10 protein-coding genes are annotated in these 21,659 nt (G+C 56.6%); 2 read left to right on the forward strand and 8 right to left on the reverse strand.

Translation table 11 applies throughout. From position 1 onward, the window contains the following. Positions 1-43: 43 nt before the first annotated feature. The 7 genes from WM40_RS30925 to WM40_RS32535 form a co-directional block, all read right to left on the reverse strand. On the reverse strand, positions 44-5,566 hold the full coding sequence (locus tag WM40_RS30925; protein WP_176026039.1) for a hypothetical protein: 5,523 nt from the start codon (positions 5,564-5,566) through the stop codon (positions 44-46). A gap of 128 nt (positions 5,567-5,694) precedes the next feature. After that, positions 5,695-6,495: a S8 family serine peptidase gene (locus WM40_RS16680; protein WP_046153418.1), complete on the reverse strand. Its 801-nt coding sequence runs from the start codon at positions 6,493-6,495 to the stop codon at positions 5,695-5,697. A gap of 166 nt (positions 6,496-6,661) precedes the next feature. Beyond that, positions 6,662-8,326, reverse strand: a complete 1,665-nt coding sequence (locus WM40_RS16685) for a ShlB/FhaC/HecB family hemolysin secretion/activation protein (protein WP_236693558.1) — start codon at positions 8,324-8,326, stop codon at positions 6,662-6,664. A 122-nt stretch (positions 8,327-8,448) separates the two neighbouring features. Beyond that, positions 8,449-13,854, reverse strand: coding sequence for a YDG domain-containing protein (locus WM40_RS16690; RefSeq protein ID WP_046153420.1), 5,406 nt, complete (start codon positions 13,852-13,854; stop codon positions 8,449-8,451). Positions 13,855-14,008: 154 nt separating this feature from the next. Next, a complete protein-coding gene (locus WM40_RS16695) occupies positions 14,009-14,983 on the reverse strand; it encodes a tetratricopeptide repeat protein (protein ID WP_236693559.1) in 975 nt (324 codons plus the stop codon). A 129-nt stretch (positions 14,984-15,112) separates the two neighbouring features. Then, complete coding sequence (locus WM40_RS16700) at positions 15,113-15,946, reverse strand: phage tail protein (RefSeq protein ID WP_096349190.1); 834 nt, start codon at positions 15,944-15,946, stop codon at positions 15,113-15,115. A 1,239-nt stretch (positions 15,947-17,185) separates the two neighbouring features. Then, positions 17,186-17,581, reverse strand: coding sequence for a GFA family protein (locus tag WM40_RS32535; RefSeq protein ID WP_046153421.1), 396 nt, complete (start codon positions 17,579-17,581; stop codon positions 17,186-17,188). A gap of 781 nt (positions 17,582-18,362) precedes the next feature. Between WM40_RS32535 and WM40_RS16715 the strand changes: the two genes are divergently transcribed. Next, a complete protein-coding gene (locus tag WM40_RS16715) occupies positions 18,363-19,673 on the forward strand; it encodes an MFS transporter (protein WP_046153446.1) in 1,311 nt (436 codons plus the stop codon). A gap of 76 nt (positions 19,674-19,749) precedes the next feature. Further along, entirely contained in the window at positions 19,750-20,400 is a 651-nt protein-coding gene (locus tag WM40_RS16720; RefSeq protein ID WP_046153423.1) for a cysteine hydrolase family protein, read from the forward strand. A gap of 114 nt (positions 20,401-20,514) precedes the next feature. Here the strand turns inward: WM40_RS16720 and WM40_RS16725 are convergent, their stop codons facing one another. After that, positions 20,515-21,552 carry an ABC transporter substrate-binding protein gene (locus WM40_RS16725; protein ID WP_046153447.1) on the reverse strand — a complete coding sequence of 346 codons (1,038 nt, stop codon included), beginning with the start codon at positions 21,550-21,552 and terminating at the stop codon, positions 20,515-20,517. Positions 21,553-21,659: the final 107 nt, after the last annotated feature.

Below are 21,659 nucleotides of genomic sequence, written 5' to 3' on the forward strand. Positions count from 1 at the left end.
CGGGTCCGATGGGTAAGCTCCGTGCAGGGGCGGATGCTTGAGCTCAAAGGAGCTGGTTGAACAGTCCAGATAGTAAGCCTGCACTGGCGGCAACGAAAGCGCCCCCGCAAAGGAAGAGCTTTGTGTTCAATTCCGGTGCCAACAGCGCAAAGCAACTCAACATCTTGGACCCCGTATTGCAGTAGAACTGCGCTATATATAAAGGATCGTAACGTTTCTTATCGTCGATCGCCATCGCGATGGTCTTGAGCAGGCATCCGACACCTGTCACGACAAGTTCGAAAAGGACGATGCCCTTGCGTAAAGCCTGAAAGAGCATGTTGCCGATTTCTCCCAGTGCGGGAGGTATGGCGATGACGTATTTCACGCCTTGGTGCAGCAGGCTCATCAACCAACCTACCCCTTCCAAGATGCCTGCCCATGCCGCCTTCGTACTGTTCACCAATGACGCCACGATATTGCCACCGGAAAAGAGGTGCGACAAGAAGCCAAGCGTCCACCCTGCCTTCTTCTTCCAGTCACTCTCCAGGGAGAGCTGCGGTGCGGGATCGGTCGCTGCAATGGCGCTGATGCTCAACAGTGTGAAGCTCAAAAATGTCGTGCCGACCGAGATGAGCATGCTGGCCATTGAGAATGTCTTGCTGGACTGCACCGCAACGGCGTCTCCTACCGGCAACTTGACCGCCGCCACCGCTTGTAGATCTTCCTTAGGGTAGGCGAGCTTGAAAGCAAGCGTTGTGAGCAAGGCAGGCGGAAGCAGTACGAAGTCGATGATCGAGAAAGACAGATCGACTTTCTCGCCAGCAATAAGTTCCCACAGTTTCTCAAGCAAAGGCGAACTGATGCGGGCGAACATGAGGGCCTTGAACGCATCTATCAACGCGGCCAACCCCTCGATCAACGTAAAAGACAAGGCTTTGCCAAATTGCAATGCACCTTCCGCAATGTTGAGTCCTACCGCCATCACCAGGCGCTTTAACGTCTCCAAGCTAATGTCGCCGATTGACGGACGGCCGTCTGGAAAGATGGTCTTGACGGCGGCGGCAATGTTGCTCGAGACGTTCGATAAAGCATTCAACCCGTCGTGGAAGGAACGAAGCAAGGTGCCGCCCACGTCACCTGTCTCGTCCATATCGATACGAATCAGTCCATTCGCCAGATTGTTGAACTGCTCCATGATCCATGATCCAGGCCCGCTGTTGACCGTGCCGTCTTTATTGTCACTGCCGCCCTTGCAAGCATCCTCTATCGCTGTATCCGCCACGGGTGGATTTGACTGCGGGAATCCATAATTCCGATTTGTTTCCTGTACCTTTGCAATTGCGCTGTCGAACAGACTGGCAACGATTGGTTTCAGTTTTAGTACATTGGTTTTCAGATAGGCCAGTTGATCTTCGGCATGGCGTTTCATGCTGTCCCGCACGGCGACGATGTCATCCCAACTGAATAGGAACTTCAAGAAATTCCATACATCTTCGGCGGCGGTCTTGATCGTGCTCCATAACCATTTGAAAAACGAGCCGATCTCCTCGAGTGTGCTCAGGATGAAACGGCCAACCTTGCCCGCGATCTCGCAGACGAATTCGACGACGTCGGCTACCTTGCGTATGACGAAGCGGACCGCTTGTCCGGCAGCGCTCGCGATCGACTCCCAGACGTCCGATAAGGACCATTCACGGTCCAGTAACGCGATCTCGCCGGACGACATGTGTGCCGCCGCGCCAAGTATCGCGGCATCTTGATGGTCCATCGCTTGGAGATCACCGTTACCGTCAGAGGCCAGTCCCCAACTGTAATCATCAGGGAGCGTATCCGCCAGGACCGCCGAGGAAGCATAGCTGTTCACCGGCACGCACCAGACACCGTTGCTACCCCCCGGCTTGCTGCGCACAAGGGTCGCTGCCTGTTTCAGTGATTTCACCAGTGCGTCCAAGGTACCGGACTTCCCAGTTGCGCGCGTCGCTTCATCAAGAAGCGGCTGACCGTCGGCCCGCTTCGCGTTCCGGAGTTCATCGGCCGTGAGGGTATCGAATCGTTGATAGAGACGCGCCGCTGGATTGATGTCGATCGCTTCGGACCAGTTGTCGACCTTGAGCCGATAGGTTGCCGGACTAAACGATAGTGCACGATTGCTGATCGTGATCTTTCCGTCATACGGTATATCGATGACGGCATCGCTGCCTGGGTAGATAAAGTGACTGTGCCCATTCAGCACGACCGTCGTCGGCACCGAGGCCGCCAATTGGACGCATCCTGATGCCGGATTGCCTTTCGCATTTTCCAGGGAGACGACGGTTTGAAACGTCAGTAGCCGAGTTGCCGCACCCGCATCGGCCACGGTGATGGGTTCATCCTGCCAGATGCCCTGCGCATCGCGCACCAAGGAACTGGCATGCCCCTTGTCGTAAATGACGAGCACCGAAGCACTCAAAAAGGTATCGCCCGGCACGGCGGCGATTTCGTGTACGCCGCGGCGTAACGTAATCGGCGCGCTCCAGCGCCCTGTTTCTGGGTGGCCGGACGCCGGTGCTGGACAATTGCTCATCAACAAGCGGCCATCGTTATCGAGTGCCCATACCGTCATGGCGCCATCGACTGCTTCCGCGACTACCAGGCGTTCGATTCCGCTTGTAGCGGTTTGTGCCATCACCTCTTCATACACCGCCTCTTCCTGCCTTGCAAATTCCCCGGCGCGCAGACGCTTGACGCCTTTCCCACCGATAAAGAGGTCGGCACCGTGCTGAGGACGATCCGTTCCCGTCGCCAGCACATTCGCATCGGCCGGACTGTGCAATGTCACGAATGGCGTAGGGACGGGGATGCCTTCCTGGTCCAGTGAAGGAATCTCCCGGCTTACCACAACCCGCTCGCCGGCGTGATTTGTCCCGAGTACATGAAGGGTGGGTGCACCGTTCACCGCGCCCACTTGGAAATCCACGATGTCCGGGAAGTCGATTGGCGTACTGTAGACCATGCCGTCGGATTGAAATGATGCCGCACGGTCTTGGCGCAATACATAGGCGTTGGCGAGCACGCCGGCACTGCCCGACATCAGTGTCATCCACGTGCCGTCCGCTTCTCGAAGCACGCGCATGGCGTCGATTCGGATCGCGCCGCGCGCGCCATAATTGATCCACGGTAATGTCGACCAATCGTCTGCCGCGGTGCTCACGTCGTAAGCGATCAGTATCTGGCTGGGCCCATTGCCGGCGTCGTTGGAAGGCGACGGTGCGTCCACGGCAACGGCCAGCGTCACCTTGTCGTCTGCCGTCCAGGCCGCCGCGAACGCGCGGACCTTGCCGGTGGCGATATCGGCGAATCCCGCTGATAAATCGACTGTCTCAAAATTAGCCGGTAAATCCGACAAGCCGTTACCGACGCGGCGCACCAGTTGCAGTTTCTGCTGACTCCCGGTGGTGAGGAGCATCGGCGCGAGCGTGGAAGGACGATGATCAGGGATTGCGATGATGGTCGGTTGATAGTGGCTCGATGTATTGGCTTCCAACAAATCGGCGGCACCGAAGGTGCGGGCAGGTTCGAGGTAGTCGAGCAGTTGGCTGTCTACCGTGAAGGAAACGGGCTTTCCGTCGATGTCTTTTGTTGAAAAGCGTTTGGCGCTGTTTTCGTTAGCGGCGGAATGCCCCTTTGCGTCGGCCGAGGCGGGTGAATGATGCAACGCAGTAGCAATCGCCGAGTGGGACGCATCATAGGTGAAGGCCTCTGCTGCGCGGCGTGACGTAGCCTGCTTGGCATTGGCGCGCGGAACGGCCGACGCGGGAACGTCGTCTACGCGAAGCGACTGGCGGTAGGTCAGATCCAGATAAAGATCACCCTGAAGACCCATCCGTGGCCGACCGAAGCCGAACGCCTCGTCGCCGGGAGGAATAATGGCGAAATCTTTCAGATGCAAATCGAGCTTCTTGAAAACCTCTTCCAGCATTCGCTTGATCGCGTTGCCGATGTCCTTCGAGAAACCGGTGGCTTGCGATTGGTCCCAGGCTTCATGGTTAAAGACGCCAACCAGGAAGTTACTGCTGGACGCGCTCGATGAGAGAACGGGGTCGCCAATCGTCAGCGCGATCCTGGGCTGGATGGTGCAACCCTTCGTAACACTGGTATTGGCTTCGAATATGATCTGACCGGAAATGGGGACGCGGTTTGTCGCGGAGGCCTCGGTGGCGCCAAATAGAACACTACGTGTGCGATTCAGGTCGATCTGGTATAGACCGTCGACGCGGTAACCTTCGTGTCGCACCGGCGAAAGGGTCAGCGACAACTGCTTCTTCAGTACGAAGTCGACTTCGTTTCCATCCTCCTCGCCTTTCCATCGATATGTATTTTGAGCGTCGCGCGATCTGATGCTTATCTGATTGGTATTGGCATCGAGTGAGATGGTCTCTGTCGCTAGTAACTGATATTCGGGATAGGGGTATTCGGTCTCCGGGTGCAGAACCTTGCGGCCCAGTGCGCGCTCGGCATCCGCGTTCGCTTTCTCCATACTTTCGTGTAAGGTCGGCAATACGCGCTGGAAGATGTCGGAGACGAGTCTGGCCACCTGTCCACCGCGCAATACCATCATGCCCGCTACGCTGGCCTCTGATGCATCAACGCGCGATGGCGTGAGCCAGCTTGCCATGCCGCCGAGCGCCTTTGCCAATGGCACTCCGTCCGCTGGCATCGCCTGCCCGTCAACCACCGTACAGAGGTAGTCCAACGAAGCAGGCCCGGCGGAAGCGCCGCCTACCAAAGCGGGAGTGACTTTAAAGCGGGTATCGTTGATGACAAGACTGGGTTCGGCGCGGGGCGCCCGCGGTCGCATTGTCGTATTCAAAAGAAACCGAGGTGATTGCTCGCCGTCCGGCGTCTCGCTTTCCGCGAAGAAGTCCCGCATGAAAAGCGCGAATTGATCCTGGAGTTCTTTGCCAAGTGCGGTCAGATTATCGGGTCGTGCCAGGAACTTTTCCGCATACCCTGCATGGGATAACCGTTGCGCGCGCTCATTCGTCGTCAGCGTGGGCATCTCGAAGCCCGTTACCACATTGATGTTGCTGAGGTTGAGAAACAGACATTCGATCGTGAAAGCACCGCTACCTTGCGCGCCGCTAAGGGCGGCGACTTTCGCAGCAGTCTTGGCATCGATTTTGTACAGTGCTTCTGGCGTGACGTGGTTTTGTACCAGCGCGGCCTTCAACGTGAACGCTTGGCGTGAGAGGTCCAGACACGCAGTGCGCTTGCCGACCGCTTTTGTAACCTTGCCTTGCGCTATGTCGAATGTGACCAACACCTCGTGGGGCGATACACTTTTGGGATCGACGGCAATCGCGGGCGCGCCTAGCCGCATGTCCAGGGTGTAGCGAATATCAAGGTCAGGATCACCATCCTCGTTTTCCTTGATGAGATGTCGCGTGACATCGGCTACATCATCGGTTCGGTGATGCCATTGTTTCCATGCATTTTTCAGTTGCGCGTTGATGCTTTTGATCGTTAACGACGCGACGATATCAAAATCTTTCAGAATATTATTGGTCGTGTCTTCGACTCTTTCAAATTTCAGCGCGTCGGTCATCGTTTTCCCCGGATGTGCTTTGGTAGTGGTAAGGTCTTCTGATTTTATTTTGGTAAACTAAGAATAAAAAGAAGTTTCGCTAGAGGACGTTTTATTGGAGATGCCTCACATCGCTTTAAAACGTTTGTTCATAATGCAGGCCACGTAAGCCCGGTCAAGCTGTCTTGCAGCCGTCGCGTTTCGCCCAACAGGGTGGCGAGTAAGACGTCCGAGCGAACGGCGTCGGTCTTATCGGCGCTCGTCTGCAGGAGATAAGCAAGACGGCCGGCAACGCGCGCGGCGGCGCCGCTCGAATCCCCAGGTGGGCCCGGCAATGCAAAAAGCGTCGTGGCGCAATCCGTGCCACAAGACGCGTGCAAGCGCTGACTGAACGGGTCGAACGTCAGGCTGTTTGTTGTCTGCGCGATGGACAATGCGCCAACGCTGATGGTTTCGCGCAGAATTGCCGGCCAGGCCATGCCTTGTGGTTGTGCGCGGCGGAAACGCGGATACATGTTTCCTGCTGCCGTGACGGTCAGCACGTCTGCGTCCCGTAGCGATTGAATCGTGCGACACAGAGGCGTGTCCCGTAAGCTTGCATCGCTACGGTGATGAAATAGGTCTCCGAATGCGGCGCATACCACGACGGGTCCGAACTGATCCAGCCGTTCAAGGACCCAGGCAAAACCCGCATTGATCCTTTCCTGCGTGCCTAGCCAACCGTTATTGTCAATGATACGCACCACTGCCAGCCGTGCTTCCGGGCATTCGGTCAACACCGTTTCCGCCACGTGCGATCCGTGTGCATTGGTGCTTGACGCCCAGTCATCGGACGGGACGTCCCGTGTCAGATCGACTCCCGCGACAACGTGTCGAACCAGATCGCTGCCATGGAGCAAGCCGCTATCGAGCAAGCAAACCGTGACAGGCGTTTGTTCAAATGGCGGCATCTCGACTCAAGGCGTGGTGATACCAAGATCACGTAGGGCGATCGATATTGGCCTTGCAAAGCAGTGCCAATGCGCATCTTAACCGTGGAAATCTCAAGCTTTATGACATTTCCCAAAAACGATATCGCGAATGGTTATTAGTTGTCTCGAGCGAGTGAATCGCATCTCAAAAGGCTTTACTGACCATGAGCCAGGCCCTTACGGATGCTGGCGATGATACGAGCGTGGACGTATTGCCAACGCGCTTGGCGAGAGACAGGGTGGCGCGCCACAGTGCCGGACCCGTCCAGTTCAAACCCACGCCGGTGCCCGTGAGGGTGGCACTGTTGATGCCATTGCTCCAGGGATGACGGTTGACCTTGACAAAGGCGTTGTCGGCAAATGCCAGGACTTGCCATTGCCCTGAAATCCATCCGCCAAGGTCATGCCTTAATTCCACGGTCGCGAGATAGCCTGTGTCGCCTGAAATGGCGCCGATATCATAGGCGCGAACGGAGTAGGGACCGCCCACGGACATCTTCTCGGCCGAATCGAGATTGGTGTCGGCCCATTGCATCGCGACGTTGACATACAGCGAGTCGCGAGACGTCAGACCCTGCAGGCGCGAAAAGTTGAGATTCCATTTCGAATAGCCACCCGTGGTGCGTGCCGTGGATGCATCGGATGCGCGGGCGGCGTCGTCGTCGAAGGTGTTTCGTCCATTCGTCCACGCAATGCTCCAGGCATTGATGCCCCCCACGAATAGCGTATCTCGCGTATCGCCATTCAAGCTCAACACCCAGTTTCCAAGGTGACGATCCGTGCGCAGATCACTGACGTCGATCCGGTCGCGCAGCCGCTTTTCGTCAAATTCCAACTGGGCATAGATGTTCGCTTCCCGGCTTCGCAGCAACGGTTGCTTGGCCCACAGGCTCGCGACCATCGCCGTGCCATGTGCATCGAGCGCCTTGGCGTTATCGCCGAGCTTGTAGCGCAGATAGGAATAGCTGCCGCCGAAGCGTGTTCCAAGACCATTGAGTAGCGTATCGTAGGCGAGGCGGCCGTAGTTCATCTCACTGCCCGTCGTGACGACGTTTGCGCTGAGAATGTCACCATGATGCAGTGGATTGACGATATTGACGTTCCCCGACAAACGCGCCCGACCTACATAACGGTTGCCGTAGTTATCGAGCGACACGTTCGCGAAAGTCATGGGCGTGGTCGTGGTGTCGACGTCGAGATCCGCGCTTCCAACCGCGCTTCCTGGCTTGAGCAGTGCGTGGACGCCTACCCCCGGAATATCGGATAGCAAGAGAAGCGTGCGATTCATCGGCGCATCCGCTATCGGGTCGCCCGAATGCAATCGTGAGAGCGTGGCATTGATGAGGCGACTGTTGACCTTGCTGCTGTTCTGCAGGTGAATCTCTCCGTAGCGCGCTTCGAGCACCTGGATGTGCACCACGCCATCCGTTATCGACTGCGGGGGAATGATCGCGCGCGCGAGAGCATAGCCGCGCTGCTGATAGAAAGCGGTGATTCGTCCCGCGACTGCGTCTAACTGCGGTAACGTCAGACTTTGCCCTTCCTGGTCGGCCACAATGGCGTGGAGGGTGTCGGTCGAAAATGCGGTGTTGCCCGTAATACGGATCAGCTTGACGGCAATGGGTTGCGAGGCAGGCGGATTGGCGGTGCTGTTCGGTTCTACTTGCAACGTGGGTCGATTCGCCGCGGGGGCGGGTGGAACCTGGGGTTGCAGCTGTTGAAGAAACGCCCCGGAATCGGGCGCGGCGACGGGACCGGGCAGGGTATCCGCACGCGTATCGAACGAAGCAAGTGCGAGTGCCGCAATCACGGCCTTTCGCATGGAAAAGAAAACGGGTCATCAAGTGCATGTGCTGGCGTGCGGTTAGCTGCATGCGCACCCGCGAGCGGGCGCGCGCTATCGTGTTGAACGGCTAAATGTATATCGATGCATTATTCCGTAGCGCTGGAGACCAGCGCGGGCAAGCGCATGCCACCATTTTGAATTTGCAAGGTGGGCGCCGGCGAACCGAAGCTGCCGCTCGTATTGATGAAGCGCGATGCCGTGTTCTCGCGCGATGACGTATTTGCGCCGCCATTCGATGCGCCCGCTTCATCCGTGCCGCCTTGCGCTGAACCATTCGTTTGCTGCACGACGATCGTCGAAGACAGGGTAAGCGATTGCGGTTGCGTTGCCGCCTGCGGTGGTTGCATCGCCGATTGCACCTGTGTGACCGCTGTCTGCGCCTGCTGGACTTGAGGGGACGTTGCGGAAGCGGTGGCGGCGGGTGCCGGTGTTGCGACTGGCAGTGGCGAGATGTTCGCAAACGTCGTGGTCTCGCCAGTCAGCAGATAATTACGAGCATCGTCGCCTGCGATCGTATTGACCAGATTGACGGTCTTGCCATTTCCGACATTGGCATCGAGGAAGCTGCCTGCCGAATTGAGAGTCACGTTATCCGAGCCGATCAGTCCAGCCAAGGTCGCACCCGATGTATTGGTCGTTGCCGCGCTCGATCCATCGTAGACCTTGTTGTTGGCTGTGATGCCGCTGACCGTCAGGGTTGCGGGTGTGATGCTTGCGACGAGACTGGCGGGGGTCACGAGTTGGTAGTTCGCCGCGTCGGCGCCGCTCAGCGTGTATCCCGAGACGCTAACCGCTTTATTCACGGCGACATTCTTGTCCGCAAAGGCACCGGCGCCGGTGCCGTTCAAGGAAACGACATCGCTGCCGATGGCGCTGATAGAGGCGATCCCGGTCAGCGTTGCCGTGGTCGTGCCGTCATACGTCTTGCTGGACGCGGACAGGCCTGAGATGGACAAGTCGGCTTTGTTGATCGAGGCTGTCACGTTGCTCGGTACGACCAGGGTGTAGTTGCCTGCATCCACGCCGCTCAACGTGTAGCCGCTGATGGTCACTTGCTTGTTCGTCCCTGCGTTCTTGTCGGCAAACACACCTGTGCCGGTGCCAGACAGAGAAACGGTATCGCCTTGTAGCGCGCTTACCGTCGCCGCGCCCGTCAACGTGGCCGCCGTCGTGCCATCGTAGGTCTTAGTCGCGGCCGATATCCCGGAAATACTCAGGTCGGCTTTCGAGATCGACGCGGTGACGTTGGTCGGTTCGACCAGATTGTAATTGCCCGCATCGGTGCCGCTTAGCGTATAGCCGCTCAGGGTGATGGACTTGCTTGTGCCGACGTTTTTGTCGGCGAACGTACCCACACCGGTGCCGCCTACGCCCACGGTGTCACCTTGCAAGGCGGTGACTGATGCCGTGCCCGTCAAGGTCGCGGATGTCGTGCCGTCATACGTTTTGTTAGACGCAGAGACGCCGCCCAGCGTCAGGTCGGCCTTGGCGATCGACGCGGTGACATTGGTGGGTTCGACAAGGGTGTAGTTATTCGCATCGGTGCCACTCAGCGTGTAGCCGCTTACCGTGACGGACTTGCTGGTGCCCGCGTTCTTGTCGACGAACGTGCCGATCCCGGTGCCGGCTAGCGAGACGGTGTCACCTTGCAAGGCCGTAACCGCCGCCGTGCCGTTTAGCGTGGCGGACGTCGTCCCGTCGTAGGTCTTGTTGGATGCGGATATGCCGCTCAGGGTCAGATCCGCCTTGTTGATCGTGGCGGTCAGCGAAGTGGGTTGCACCACGTCGTAATTGTTTGCGTCCTGACCGCTGAGGGAATAGCCCGTCACCGTGACGTTCTTGTTTGTCCCCGCGTCTTTAGTGGCGAATGTCCCCGTGCCAGTACCGGTAACGGATACTTGATCCGCCCCTATCGCGGCGACGGTCGCCGTGCCGGTCAAGCTGGCACTCGTGCCGCCGTCATAGGTCTTGTCGGATGCCGTTACGCCCGTGATATACAGCGCCGCCTTGGTCACCTGCGCGGTGAGATTGCCGGGCACGATGAGGTTGTAATTGCCTGCATCCGCGCCGGTGAGCGTGTAGCCGTTCACCGTTACCGTCTTATTGACCCCAACATCCTTTGTCGCGAACGTACCGATGCCCGTGCCGGTCACGGACACGACGTCGGCGCCGATCGCGCTTACCGCCGCCGATCCTGTCAACGTCGCTGTCGTGGTCCCGTCGTACGTCTTGTCCGATGCCGAGATGCCCGACAAGGCCAGATTCGCCTTATTGATCGTGGCAGTCAGACCCGTCGGTGAGACGAGGTTGTAATTGCCGGCATCGGTGCCGCTCAAGCTGTAGCCGCTCACTGTCACGGCGTTCGTTCCCGCATTCTTGCTTGCGAAGGTGCCGGTACCGGTGCCGGAGACCGTCACGACATCGCTTCCAAGCGCCGAGACCGCAGCGGTCCCGGCCAGCGTCGCGCCGGTCGTGCCGTCATACGTTTTGTTTTGCGCGCTGACGCCAGAAACGGTCAGGTCTGCCTTACTGATCGAGGCCGTGACATTGCTCGGCATCACCAGGGTGTAATTACCGGCGTCGGTGCCGGATGCGGTGTAGCCAGACACCGTCACGCTCTTGTTGGTGCCAACGTTCTTGTCCGCGAAGGTGCCGCTACCGGCTCCGGCAAGCGTAAGGCTGTCGCCCGCCACGAGACCGGACAGCGTGACGCCGCTTGAGTTCAAGACAGCGTTTGCGGTGGCGTCGTACACCTTGTTGGCAGCGGTAATGCCGGTCACCGTCAGCGTTTTAGGCGTTACCGAGATCGCGCTATTCGTCGTGGACAGGGCGGTGTAGTTGCTGCTCAACGCGCCGCTGCTGCCCGTGCCCAACGAGAGTCCGGTGAGGGTGGCCAGGGTACCGTTCGACTGGACGTTCTTGCTCGCGAGATTTGAAGCATCGCCACTACCGGTTATCGTAAATGTCTCGCCGTTGACGCCCTGCGCGGTCAGCACGCTGCCGCTGACCGATGTCGTACCGTCATACGTTTTTGTTCCACTGACGGTCAGCGTGGCCTTTTCGATTGTGGCCGAGAGTGACGTCGTGCTACTCAGCGTGTAGTTGCTTGCGGCGGTTCCCTGCAGAGAGTAGCCACCTACCGTCACCGTTTGCAGGCCGGCATTGGCGCTCGAGAAACTGCCGCTGGCCGTTCCGGACAACGTGACGTTATCACTGCCCACGATGCCACCGCTTGCGATACCGGCGGTCCCGCTCAAGGTTGCGGTGGTCGTTCCATCGTAGGTTTTATTGTTCGCGGTCAGGCCAGAGATGGACAGAGCTTTCGGTGTTATCGTGCCGGTCTGGCTCGTCAGCCCATTCAGATAGTAGCTGTAGCCATTGACGGTGATGGTTGTGTCGTTGTTGCTGAACGTGACATTGCTCAGTGTGACGGCTTTCCCCGTGCCGGCGCTGGCGCTGGAAAAAGTGCCGGTCGCGCTGTCCTTATTGACTTGTACACCGCTGGGCAACGTTGACGGGGCGGAGACGGATACCGTCGCGCTCGTCGTGCCGTCATAGGTCTTGGACGCGACCGTTGCGCCGACGTTCACGCTCATATAGCCCGTGACATATGGCGAAAGATCGACACTGTTGGGGCTGAACAAGTAGGGCGTGAAGTCGATCGCCGTGTAGTTCGCGGAGGTATAGTAAATCTTGACCGCGCCCGAGACCGGCGTATTATCCAAGCCGATCCCATTGGCGTTGACCTGGTCGAAAATGATCGTTCCAGTGCCGGTTGCAGCGTTGTCCGCTTGCAAGACGAGTTTGCCTTGGGCGTTGCTGCTGATATCGATAAAGCCCGCTTGACCGGTCGCGTTGTCCGACTTGAAATGGATATTGCGATAAGCGCTTAGCGTTAACGTGGTATTTCCGGTGTTCCAGTTGACGTACTGCCCGTTGCTGTCGGTCTGCGTGCCAATGGCATCCAGCAGGATGATATCGCCATTGCTGCCACTACCGGAACCGCAGGTCGCGTTTGTGCAGCTCACGGATGACTGGGTGGTTTTGATCGTGACGCTGCTGGTATTGAGCGCGTTGGTGAGCGCAACCGAATCCACGTCAATCGACGGTGCCCCTGCCTGGGTGCTCCAGAAGCTTATATTGCCGATCGTGATGTCAGCCGGGTCCAGTAGCCAATCGCCGGTGTTGCCGTGCGCCGCCGAAGTGTTCACCGCCGCGGCAGTGCCGACATGCAGCGTCTCGCCCGATGTTTCCACTTGGCCGCCGTCGCCGGCGTTCGCGCCACCGCGCGCGCTGATACTACCGTTGAACGTCGTGGTCTTATCCGACCATACCGCCACGTTACCGCCATTGCCCGTTGTCAGGGCATCGGCGTTGATCGTCGCGCCGGCGTCCACGTTCGTCGTGGTGGCATTGTGCTCGGTACCGGTGCCATGAAAATTGCCTCCCACAAGTGCCGTGCCGCCGCCCGCGTCACCCGAGACGTCGATGCTGCTGGTGCCTGTCGCGTTGACCGTATTGCCTAGAACGTCGACGGTGCCACCGGTTTCGCCACTGTTCTTGCCGGATGCATCAAGCGTCCCACTGTTGGTGCTGGTCCCGGCACCCCCGGCGTCGAGCACGATCGTGCCGTTGACGTTCTGGACGCTTCTGGCCTGGATGATGCCCGTATTGTTGACCACGCTCGCGAGCACGGCGTCTTTCGCCCCGGCGGACAACCAGACCGCACCGCCATCGGCTTGGATCAATCCGCCGTTTTCAGCGAGGCTATCGAGCGTGCTTTGGTTGACCTGCACACCGACCATGCTGTTTCCGGCGAACGACAACGTTACGTCATTACCTGCAGTCAGGCCGACGGCACCGCTGGGTGCAACGATATTGCCCTGGTTGCTGACCGTCTTGCCGATGAAGGCGACAAAGCCTCCGTTGGCAGTCGTGATGCTGCCCTGATTGATGATGCTACCGGTGCCCGTGCCGGTGAAATTACGTGCTGCCCCGCTTAAGCCCGTATCGCTGGTATCGAGTGTCGAGGCGACCAGGCCGCCGACGTTGATCTGTGCACCCGCACCGAACACGATGCCATTGGGATTGATCAGGTAGATCTGGCCATTGGCGTTCAGATGGCCGAGGAATTGCGTCGGATTCGTATCCGCGATGCGGTTGACCGCGATCGCGCTCGCCGAAGGTTGCACAAAATTGACCGTCTCCTGACTCGTTGTATTGAACGTCTGCCAATTGACGGAGAGATTCGCGCTGGACTGGTTTACCGTGGTGGTGGTGCCCGACTGGCTGATGCTTCCGCTACCGGCAGTGATTGCGCCCCCTGTGGGTGCGCCCAGCGCTGTGTGCGCGACAGCGAGCAACGTGGCCCCGAGCAGTTTGGGGCTGGCAGTCTTGCCACGCCCCCGCGCTCTTTCTGACACGGCGATCCAGGTTTGATGAACCTGACTCCACACCAGGCGGTAAATGTGGTTCACGGAAGCGTGGCGCATGATGACAAAAGGTTTCGTGAAGAGAGCTAAAAGCGATATGGTCGCGGTACACGGCGCTTCACGCGCACGTTACTGACGCCCGTTTTCGAGAATGAGGGGTGAGCCGTGCCACGCACGCTCGCAGGTTGTCGTCGCTTGCGTGCGCATGGCAATCCTATTGATGGGATGGTGATTCACCATGCTGCGCCAGATAAGCCTTGACCCGACGATCGAGATCGGGGCGCCACTGTGCGGGCATGACGGATAGCGTCAACTGCTCGATACGGTCCATCGTCGCGCGCTCTTCCGGATTGTGGTTCGTCGCTTGCGCCGCGCTATTCCACATATAAATCTTTGCAAGGACATCCGGTGGCAAGGCACCTGTCTTGGGGTCGACCGCACTGTTGGCATAGAGCACGGCAACGGGCAAATAGGCCGGGGCATAGCCCTCCGAAGCGGCTATTTCAAGCCAACCAAGTGCTTGCGGCAAATTGACATCGCCGCCGTCCCCCTGACTTAACATCACGCCGAGCCGGTACTGTGCTTCCACGTCATGCCGCTCCGCTGCCTGTCCGTACCAATAGCGTGCGGCCGACAGGTTCTGCGGTACGGACTTGCCCTCCCGATAGGCATCGGCAACGCGCCGCATGGCGGGCGTCGATCCCAATTGCGCGGCTCGGGCACATAAGGCCAACCCCTGCTGCGCGTCTTTTGGGACGATGTCCCCCGACAAATAAAGTTCGCCGGCGTCACACAAAGCGTAGAACACGCCGGCATCAGCGGCCTTCATGTACCACTGAACGGCGGCGTTGCCGTCGACGGGACGATCAATGCCTTGTGCATAGCAATCACCGAGAAACTGTTCCGCCGCCGGCACTTTGTTGTGAGCAGCTTGTTCGAACCAGTTGCAGGCTTTTACAGGATCCGCGGGGCGCCCCCAGCCATTGCGTTCTATCAAACCCAGATCGAATTGCGCCAGGCCGTTATGCGATGCAAGGTGGGCGTACTCCTTATAGGCGACATCGTATTGTTTTGCCGCCAAGGCTTTGTCGCCCCGCGCAAGCGTCGCGTCGGATGACCCCGATACGGCGTATGCCCCGATCGAGAATAGAAGGGCAGTCAGGCCTGCCAGCATGGCGACGAAGCGCAAGATGGTTTTACTCGGTGCTAAAGGTCAATAGACAATTGGATATCGTCCCGACACTGTGCGCCGCTTCCGGTCAGGCACTAGGCGGAAGCGGCGACGTGCATCAATAAGTGACGGTATCCGGATGCCGCATTAGTCATCCCTTGATGGATAAAGACCGTTGGTGGCGATGTAGTAAGAGAGCACGAGGTAGGGCGGCATGGTCGGCACGGCTTGACCGCCGCCTACCACATTGCTCACACCTGATACCGTTGCTGTCCCGCTGATGGTCGTGGTTGCGGTTGCGCTCATTGTCACCGGCGCCGTGGTACCGTTTGCCACGCTCACGGCCAGATCTCCTCCGATCGCACCGGCAGCAAGCTTGGCGTCGGGTGTTCCTGTTGAATAGGGTGCCGTCAAAGCGGTACTGACTTTCCCGAGATAACTACCCGACGGTGAAATCACGCCGGCTCCCGTACTCACCACATTCATGACCAATGCGTTGGCTTTCCCGGTGCTTTTGACATTAGACAGGTCTACCGTCCCGGTCAATCCGCTCAGCTTCGTTTCTGCTGTCAGATTGTTGACAGGGATGGGCGCGCTAAAGGAGAAAAAATGGGCGGGAAGTTGTGCCGTCGTCAATGTGACGCTGGCCTGGCCCCCCGTTTTACCAGCGGAGTAGGTTGTTGTGCCATCAGCACCGACGATGACACGCCCGCGCAGATCCGGCAGATTGAAACTCGTCGAATTTCCACCGTACGTAATGCCGATCAATGCATACAGCGCCGCATTCTGGTTGATTAAGAGCTGTTGACCAGCGGCAAGCGTATAAGTGCGGTTAAACGATCCGAAGCTCACCGGCGTGGCCATAATGCAAATGCTTCCCAAAACCGGTGTGTCCGAACAGGCGAAGCTGTTTGTACTCCACGCGCCGGCGGCCGCGGCAATGGTCAGTGCCACTGCGTGTTTTTTACTCAAAATCTTCATAGTCGTGTATCCCGCCTCTTCTCTTCTGCCAACGTGATCAAAGAATGGTGCTTAAACAAGTGGAGCGGCGGAAACGCGTAAATCATATTCATACGCATGTGCACCTTCGCGCCATCCCGTCGCTCATCAAGTCAATAAAGACTGCAATCAACTACTGTTAATAAATGTCTGGAAATAAAGGAAAAATACGATCGATCACTTCGATGAATATTTTTGCCTAGCGCATTCACGTGATTATCCCGAAGTCGTTTTATAGAAAACGCCATACACACTTCTACAGAAAAGCATTTGATTAAATCAAACGATCGTTTGATTTCTATTCTTGAGTGATTTTTACTTATCCTCCGTGTCACTGGATACCTATAAATGCTATTGCTCATGTAGAGATGGGAAGCCTGATCCATGTCATTTGAGGCATTGTGTATCCGGTGGATCGGACAATAGGGATGAACTAAAAATGCGGGAAGGCCAAATTAAAACGGTCGTTTCAATTACGGTTTCCAAACACATAAATAATCTGACAATACAATTTGAAATTTTTTGAAATCTAACAGAAGGCTCTAACAAACGCGAGAAAAAATATCCACGCTCATAGCGCCTTTGTGTCGTCCTTACTACGGTCAGAATTTTTTTATTTGCTAGTAAAAAGTATTTTGCTTAGGCAGTAGTCGGATTGCTAGTCAGTCTTTCAAAGCCTGATAGTCGTTCATGCCTCTTTGGGACGCATTCTGTTTTTACGTACCGCGACGTCCGCCGCTTTTTCGCTGTACTGTTTCCCGCAGTGGCATCGCGGCGTTTGCTCGACATCCAATGTTTTGAAAAGGTTTTAAAATTATTATGTTATTCTAAATATTATTATGCTATTTATCGTTTTCGTTATTTGGTTTAACGCCTTACTGATCGCATTCATGCACCATGGAGAGAACGCGCAAGTACGTTCCCTGGTCCGACCTTGCTTCTGTTTGACCTGAGGTTTGTTCTTTGCGGTGTTCCAGTAATCGAGGAGGCAGTAACGACGCTAGGCATGGTATTGGCGCGAGCCGGCACCGCTTTATTAGGCGGTGCCGCGGTGGGGGGACTGCTAGCCTGTCGGTCGATACAGCCATCTGTATCGACCGCCGACGTATTGACGCGGCCCATGCACGTCTCCTTAAGCGTGCTTGTACTGATGCTTCTTCGTTTAGCGGGTGGTTTGCGTAACGTCTGGACGCCTCCGGCTAGACGCACGACACCGTGGCCTTATTCAGGAAAGCGTTCAAAACCCGGGAGCGCAGCTACGGAGGCCACCCAATCAACACGTTCCGCCATCTGCACCTGTATCTTTGGGCTTATTGCTTGAGGCTCATCGAGCGCCATAATCCTCACCTGCATCATGCCCCTCTGCGTAAGCAGCGCATTCGTGAAAAACAATCCGGTGCCGCAGGATCCACAGAAATGTCGCCGCCCGTCCGCTGAAGAATGGTAGATCTTTGGTTCACCGCTAATAGATACAGCGTCCTCAGGCACCATCGCCCACGCAAGCATGGGAGCGCCAGAGTGTCTGCTGCAATCACCGCAGTAGCAAACGGCAGCCGCAAAAGCCCGATCTGGCATGTGGAATCGAATCGAACCACAGTGGCAACGTCCTTGAAGCATGATTCTTCGTCTCCCTTGAGTCTTACGACATGATCTAACGTCGGGCGCGAGCACAAAACTTCACTGTGCAAACGAATTGATCTTACTCCAGTTTGAAACAGTGTCGGTTCTCCGCTTACTCAAGCTTTAAGCAGAAGGAGGGCGACTAAAATTGGGTATGGGTTTATACGGCAATGAAATGGCCCAGAGTTGTGAGTTGGCACGGATTCCTGAAAGACGCGTGACATGAACAAGACCAACACTTTTTCTCCCGAGAGGCACGGGGTAGGGCTTGACGCGATGACCTACTGACTGCAGAGATTGGCGGCGCAATCCCATCCATCATCGTGTATCACCCTGCCCGTTGGCCTGATCATACGAGTACACAGCTGCAGCAAAGCACCCTATTGAGGGTTTTCCATAGGATCCACTGTCAGCATTTTCTCAGATTCACGCGATAACCTGTACGCAGCATAAAGCAAGGGACAGCGTTATTGTCGCGAGCGACGGTATCTTCATGAAACATTCACGGTGCCAGAGGGCATGCTTGTTTTCTCCCATCGGTCTGCGCCACTGTCCCAGAAACGTGGTTTCTAGCGGCTTGCGTTGTGCACACTCGGTGGTGTACGCCGATATCCCGTCTATGGCGGGGAAAAATCGCTGCACGCCGCGCACGTGAAATACGATCTTTTTTTGCCCATTTTGCATTGATTCATTCTTTTCACCTGTCCGAATTCGAGGTGTCCCTCGGGTTGGGCAATTGCCTTATTGATACATGACGGAAAAAACGGAGAAGAAGTGCATGAGCGTTGACATATCGTCTGGTCCGCAGGCTGGGGAAGAGCAAGTGATGTCGAAGATCGCGCGCCGTCTGATGCCGATCCTCGTCGTGATGTTCCTGATCTCCTTCATCGACCGGCAGAATGTAGGCTTTGCAAAGCTGCAAATGTTGCACAGCCTTGGTATGACCGAAGCCGCATTCGGACTGGCTTCGTCTCTGTTTTTTATCGGATATTTATTGTTCGAGGTACCCAGTACGCTCGCACTGCATCGCTTCGGCGCACGTGTGTGGCTCTCCCGGATCATGTTCACCTGGGGCATTATCACAGTCGCAATGGGCTTTGTTACCTCGATGCCTTTATTTTGCGGTCTGCGCTTTGCGCTTGGCGTCGCGGAGGCGGGTTTCTATCCGGGTGTTATCTTTTACCTGACACTCTGGTTTCCACAAAGCTACCGTGCGCGGGTTCTTGGCATCTTCACACTTGGCAGCGCACTGGCGAACATGATGGGTTCGCTCGTGGGCGGCTTGCTTTTGAGCTTGAGTGGGCTTGGAGGGCTTGCCGGCTGGCAGTGGGTATTCATTGCCACCGGGTTGCCGGCAGTGCTGGTCGGTATCTTGGTATTTCGGATATTGCCGGCCTCATACCGCGAGGCAAGGTTTCTCAATGAGCGCGAGAGAAGTATCGTTGCCACAGCACTTGAACGTGAAGCGCCCACGGGTGCAGACCACATGCATCCGTGGAAAGCGTTGCTGGACCCGCGCGTGTTGCTATTTGCGGGCACTTATATGCTGATGTCGACATCGCTCTATGGCGTCACGTACTGGTTGCCGACGCTTGTAAAGTCATTCGGTGTGTCCAGCACCATGAATGGCCTGTTGAACATGATTCCTTGGGCGATCGCGGTGTTGTTGTTACTTTATTTACCGAAACGACTTCGCGACGGAAAATCGATCTTGCTGACGATCGCGATCGTTGCCGGATTGGGCTCACTCGGTTTCCTCTTTAGTCTACTTCTTCCCACTATTCCGATGCAGTTCATTGCATTGGCCTTAGGGGGCGCTTGCATCCCATTGATCTATCCGTGTTTCTGGTCGATGCCACCGCGTTATTTCACCGGTGCGCGTGCGGCGGCGAGTGTCGCGGCGATCAATTCGATCGGGAATCTTGGTGGTTTCTTTAGCCAGAACTTGATGCCTCTCGCCGGCAGGCTTACCGGAACCACGTTTGGGCCGATGATCGTCCCGATTTCTTGTCTCGCCGTGCTTTGTATCGGAGCGCTTTTTGCATGGAAGCGTTCGGGCTCGAAAGAAATTGTAACGGCGAACGGCTGAGCACTTTCACAAGACACGTTCCTTCTGGGTTACATCCAATGAAAGGAGAAATAGGGTGCGGCGTCTGAGCGTTTTAATGCCGGTGATTTTGGTGGCCGCGATGCTCACGACCGCCATCCCATCTCGTGCTGATACGATCATTGATGATTGGGAGAGCGTGAAGGCACCGCCAGCGCCCACGCTTATGCCCGTAATGCTCGACCCTAAAACGACTGCGCTCGTGTTGATCGACATCGTCAAGCAAACATGCAATGAGGAAAAGCGCCCTCGGTGCGTTGCGGCTGTACCAAAGATTCACAAGCTGTTGTCGGAAGCACGCGCAGCGAGCGTGTACGTTGTCTACACGCTATTTCCAAGCCCATCACCCGCGACGTTTCCCAATCCCGAGATCAGTGACTATGTACCGGCGCTTGCGCCAGCGGGAAATGAGCCTGTCGTGACCGCCTTTGTCGATAAATTCACGCTCGGCGGGAAGAGTACGGGTCTACAAGCCATGCTAAAGGATAAGGGTATCAAAAACCTTATTGTCGTCGGCGTCGCGTCGCATAATGGTGTCTTATTTACGTCGGTGGCTGCTGCTCTCAGAGGCTTTCACGTTGTCGTTCACGTGGATGGCATGGCTGGAAACAATGCTTATGAGGACCAGGCCACTGATTACATTCTGACAAGTTCGATTGTTTTCAAGGTGACCCTCACGCGTATTGACTTGATCACGTTCTCTCATTGAGATGAAGGTAACAGCGCAGCAATGAAGGTCGTTCGGGAAGTGGTGCGGCAGCCGATATCGATGTCTTTCGATTTTCTTGAGTATTGACTTCCTTACGTAGAGCGGTATGAGAATCTACGTAGCCTTCAATGGAAAGAAATCGTTAAGGATAGGCGTGAACATTTCGTTCCACGTTCGCGGCTTAGCCTTGATCGTTCCGACCATATATAGAAAATCAACGTATTCCATCAATTGGGAGGGATGGACGGAAAAACGTGTCTCTGGCGCAGAAAGAATCTGCATTACGTCCTTGTGCGAAACATTGAGTCCCGATGCTTCGACGTAGATAGACGCTGCCAAGGTCTGATCTCTTGCGATCAGGTCATTTGCCTCGCTCAGTGCTCCGAGGAACACTCGCACGAGCATTGGTTCGACATCCACAAGTCGTTTAGGCGCGTACACCACGTCGAGCGTGAGCGGGCCAAGAATATCGGTCGAGTCAACAACGCGATGGATCCCTGGTTGCTGCGATTCAATGGTCGAAAATGGCGGCGATGCGAAATGTGCTGTGATGCCCTTTTCGTGCCGTATCAGCGCGTCCAATGCCTGCGGATGGGAGAGGCTAACGGTAATCGAATCAAGCTGAGCAAAGTTGTGCCGCCCGAGCAGCTTGCTTGCCATCATTTGTAGCACGACTGCTGCCAGCGAGGTGCGGATGCCGGGCACCGCGATGCGGTCGGACGAGGTGAAGTCGCCGAGAGAAACGATACGAGGTTGGTTCACGTTAAGTGACAGAGTCGTCGATGAAAGGCCACTGACACCAATCACCTCCACGTTCGGGATGCCGCGTGCTCTAGCCCACAATTCGATGAAACCCGGAGCCCCTACAGCAGCGAAATCGAGTGTTCCAGCCATCATCGCATCGTCAACGGAATTGCCCCCGTCAAGTAGTATCCAATTAACGCTTACGCCACGCAGGCCCGCGAGCGCGGCATGGCGTTCGAACAGCCGTTGCTTTTCCATGACAAGAAGCGGCAGATACAGTAGCCCATACCCCTTTGAAATGCGCACCACTCTCGTACTTGCAATCGCCAAGCCTGACGCAATCGCCGCCCCCATTCCTCCCACGAGCAGCGCGCGGCGCTTGCGTGACAGCGCCGAAGGATCATGCATGCCGTTGTCATCCTGCGGCACCTTGCTTTGTCGTACCTTTTTGATATTCATGTGGTCGTCGTGTACTCAATTGCATAGTTCACAAGGTTACCGAACTACTCTGATAA

Source organism: Robbsia andropogonis, assembly GCF_000970345.1.
Classification (GTDB): Bacteria; Pseudomonadota; Gammaproteobacteria; order Burkholderiales; family Burkholderiaceae; genus Robbsia; species Robbsia andropogonis.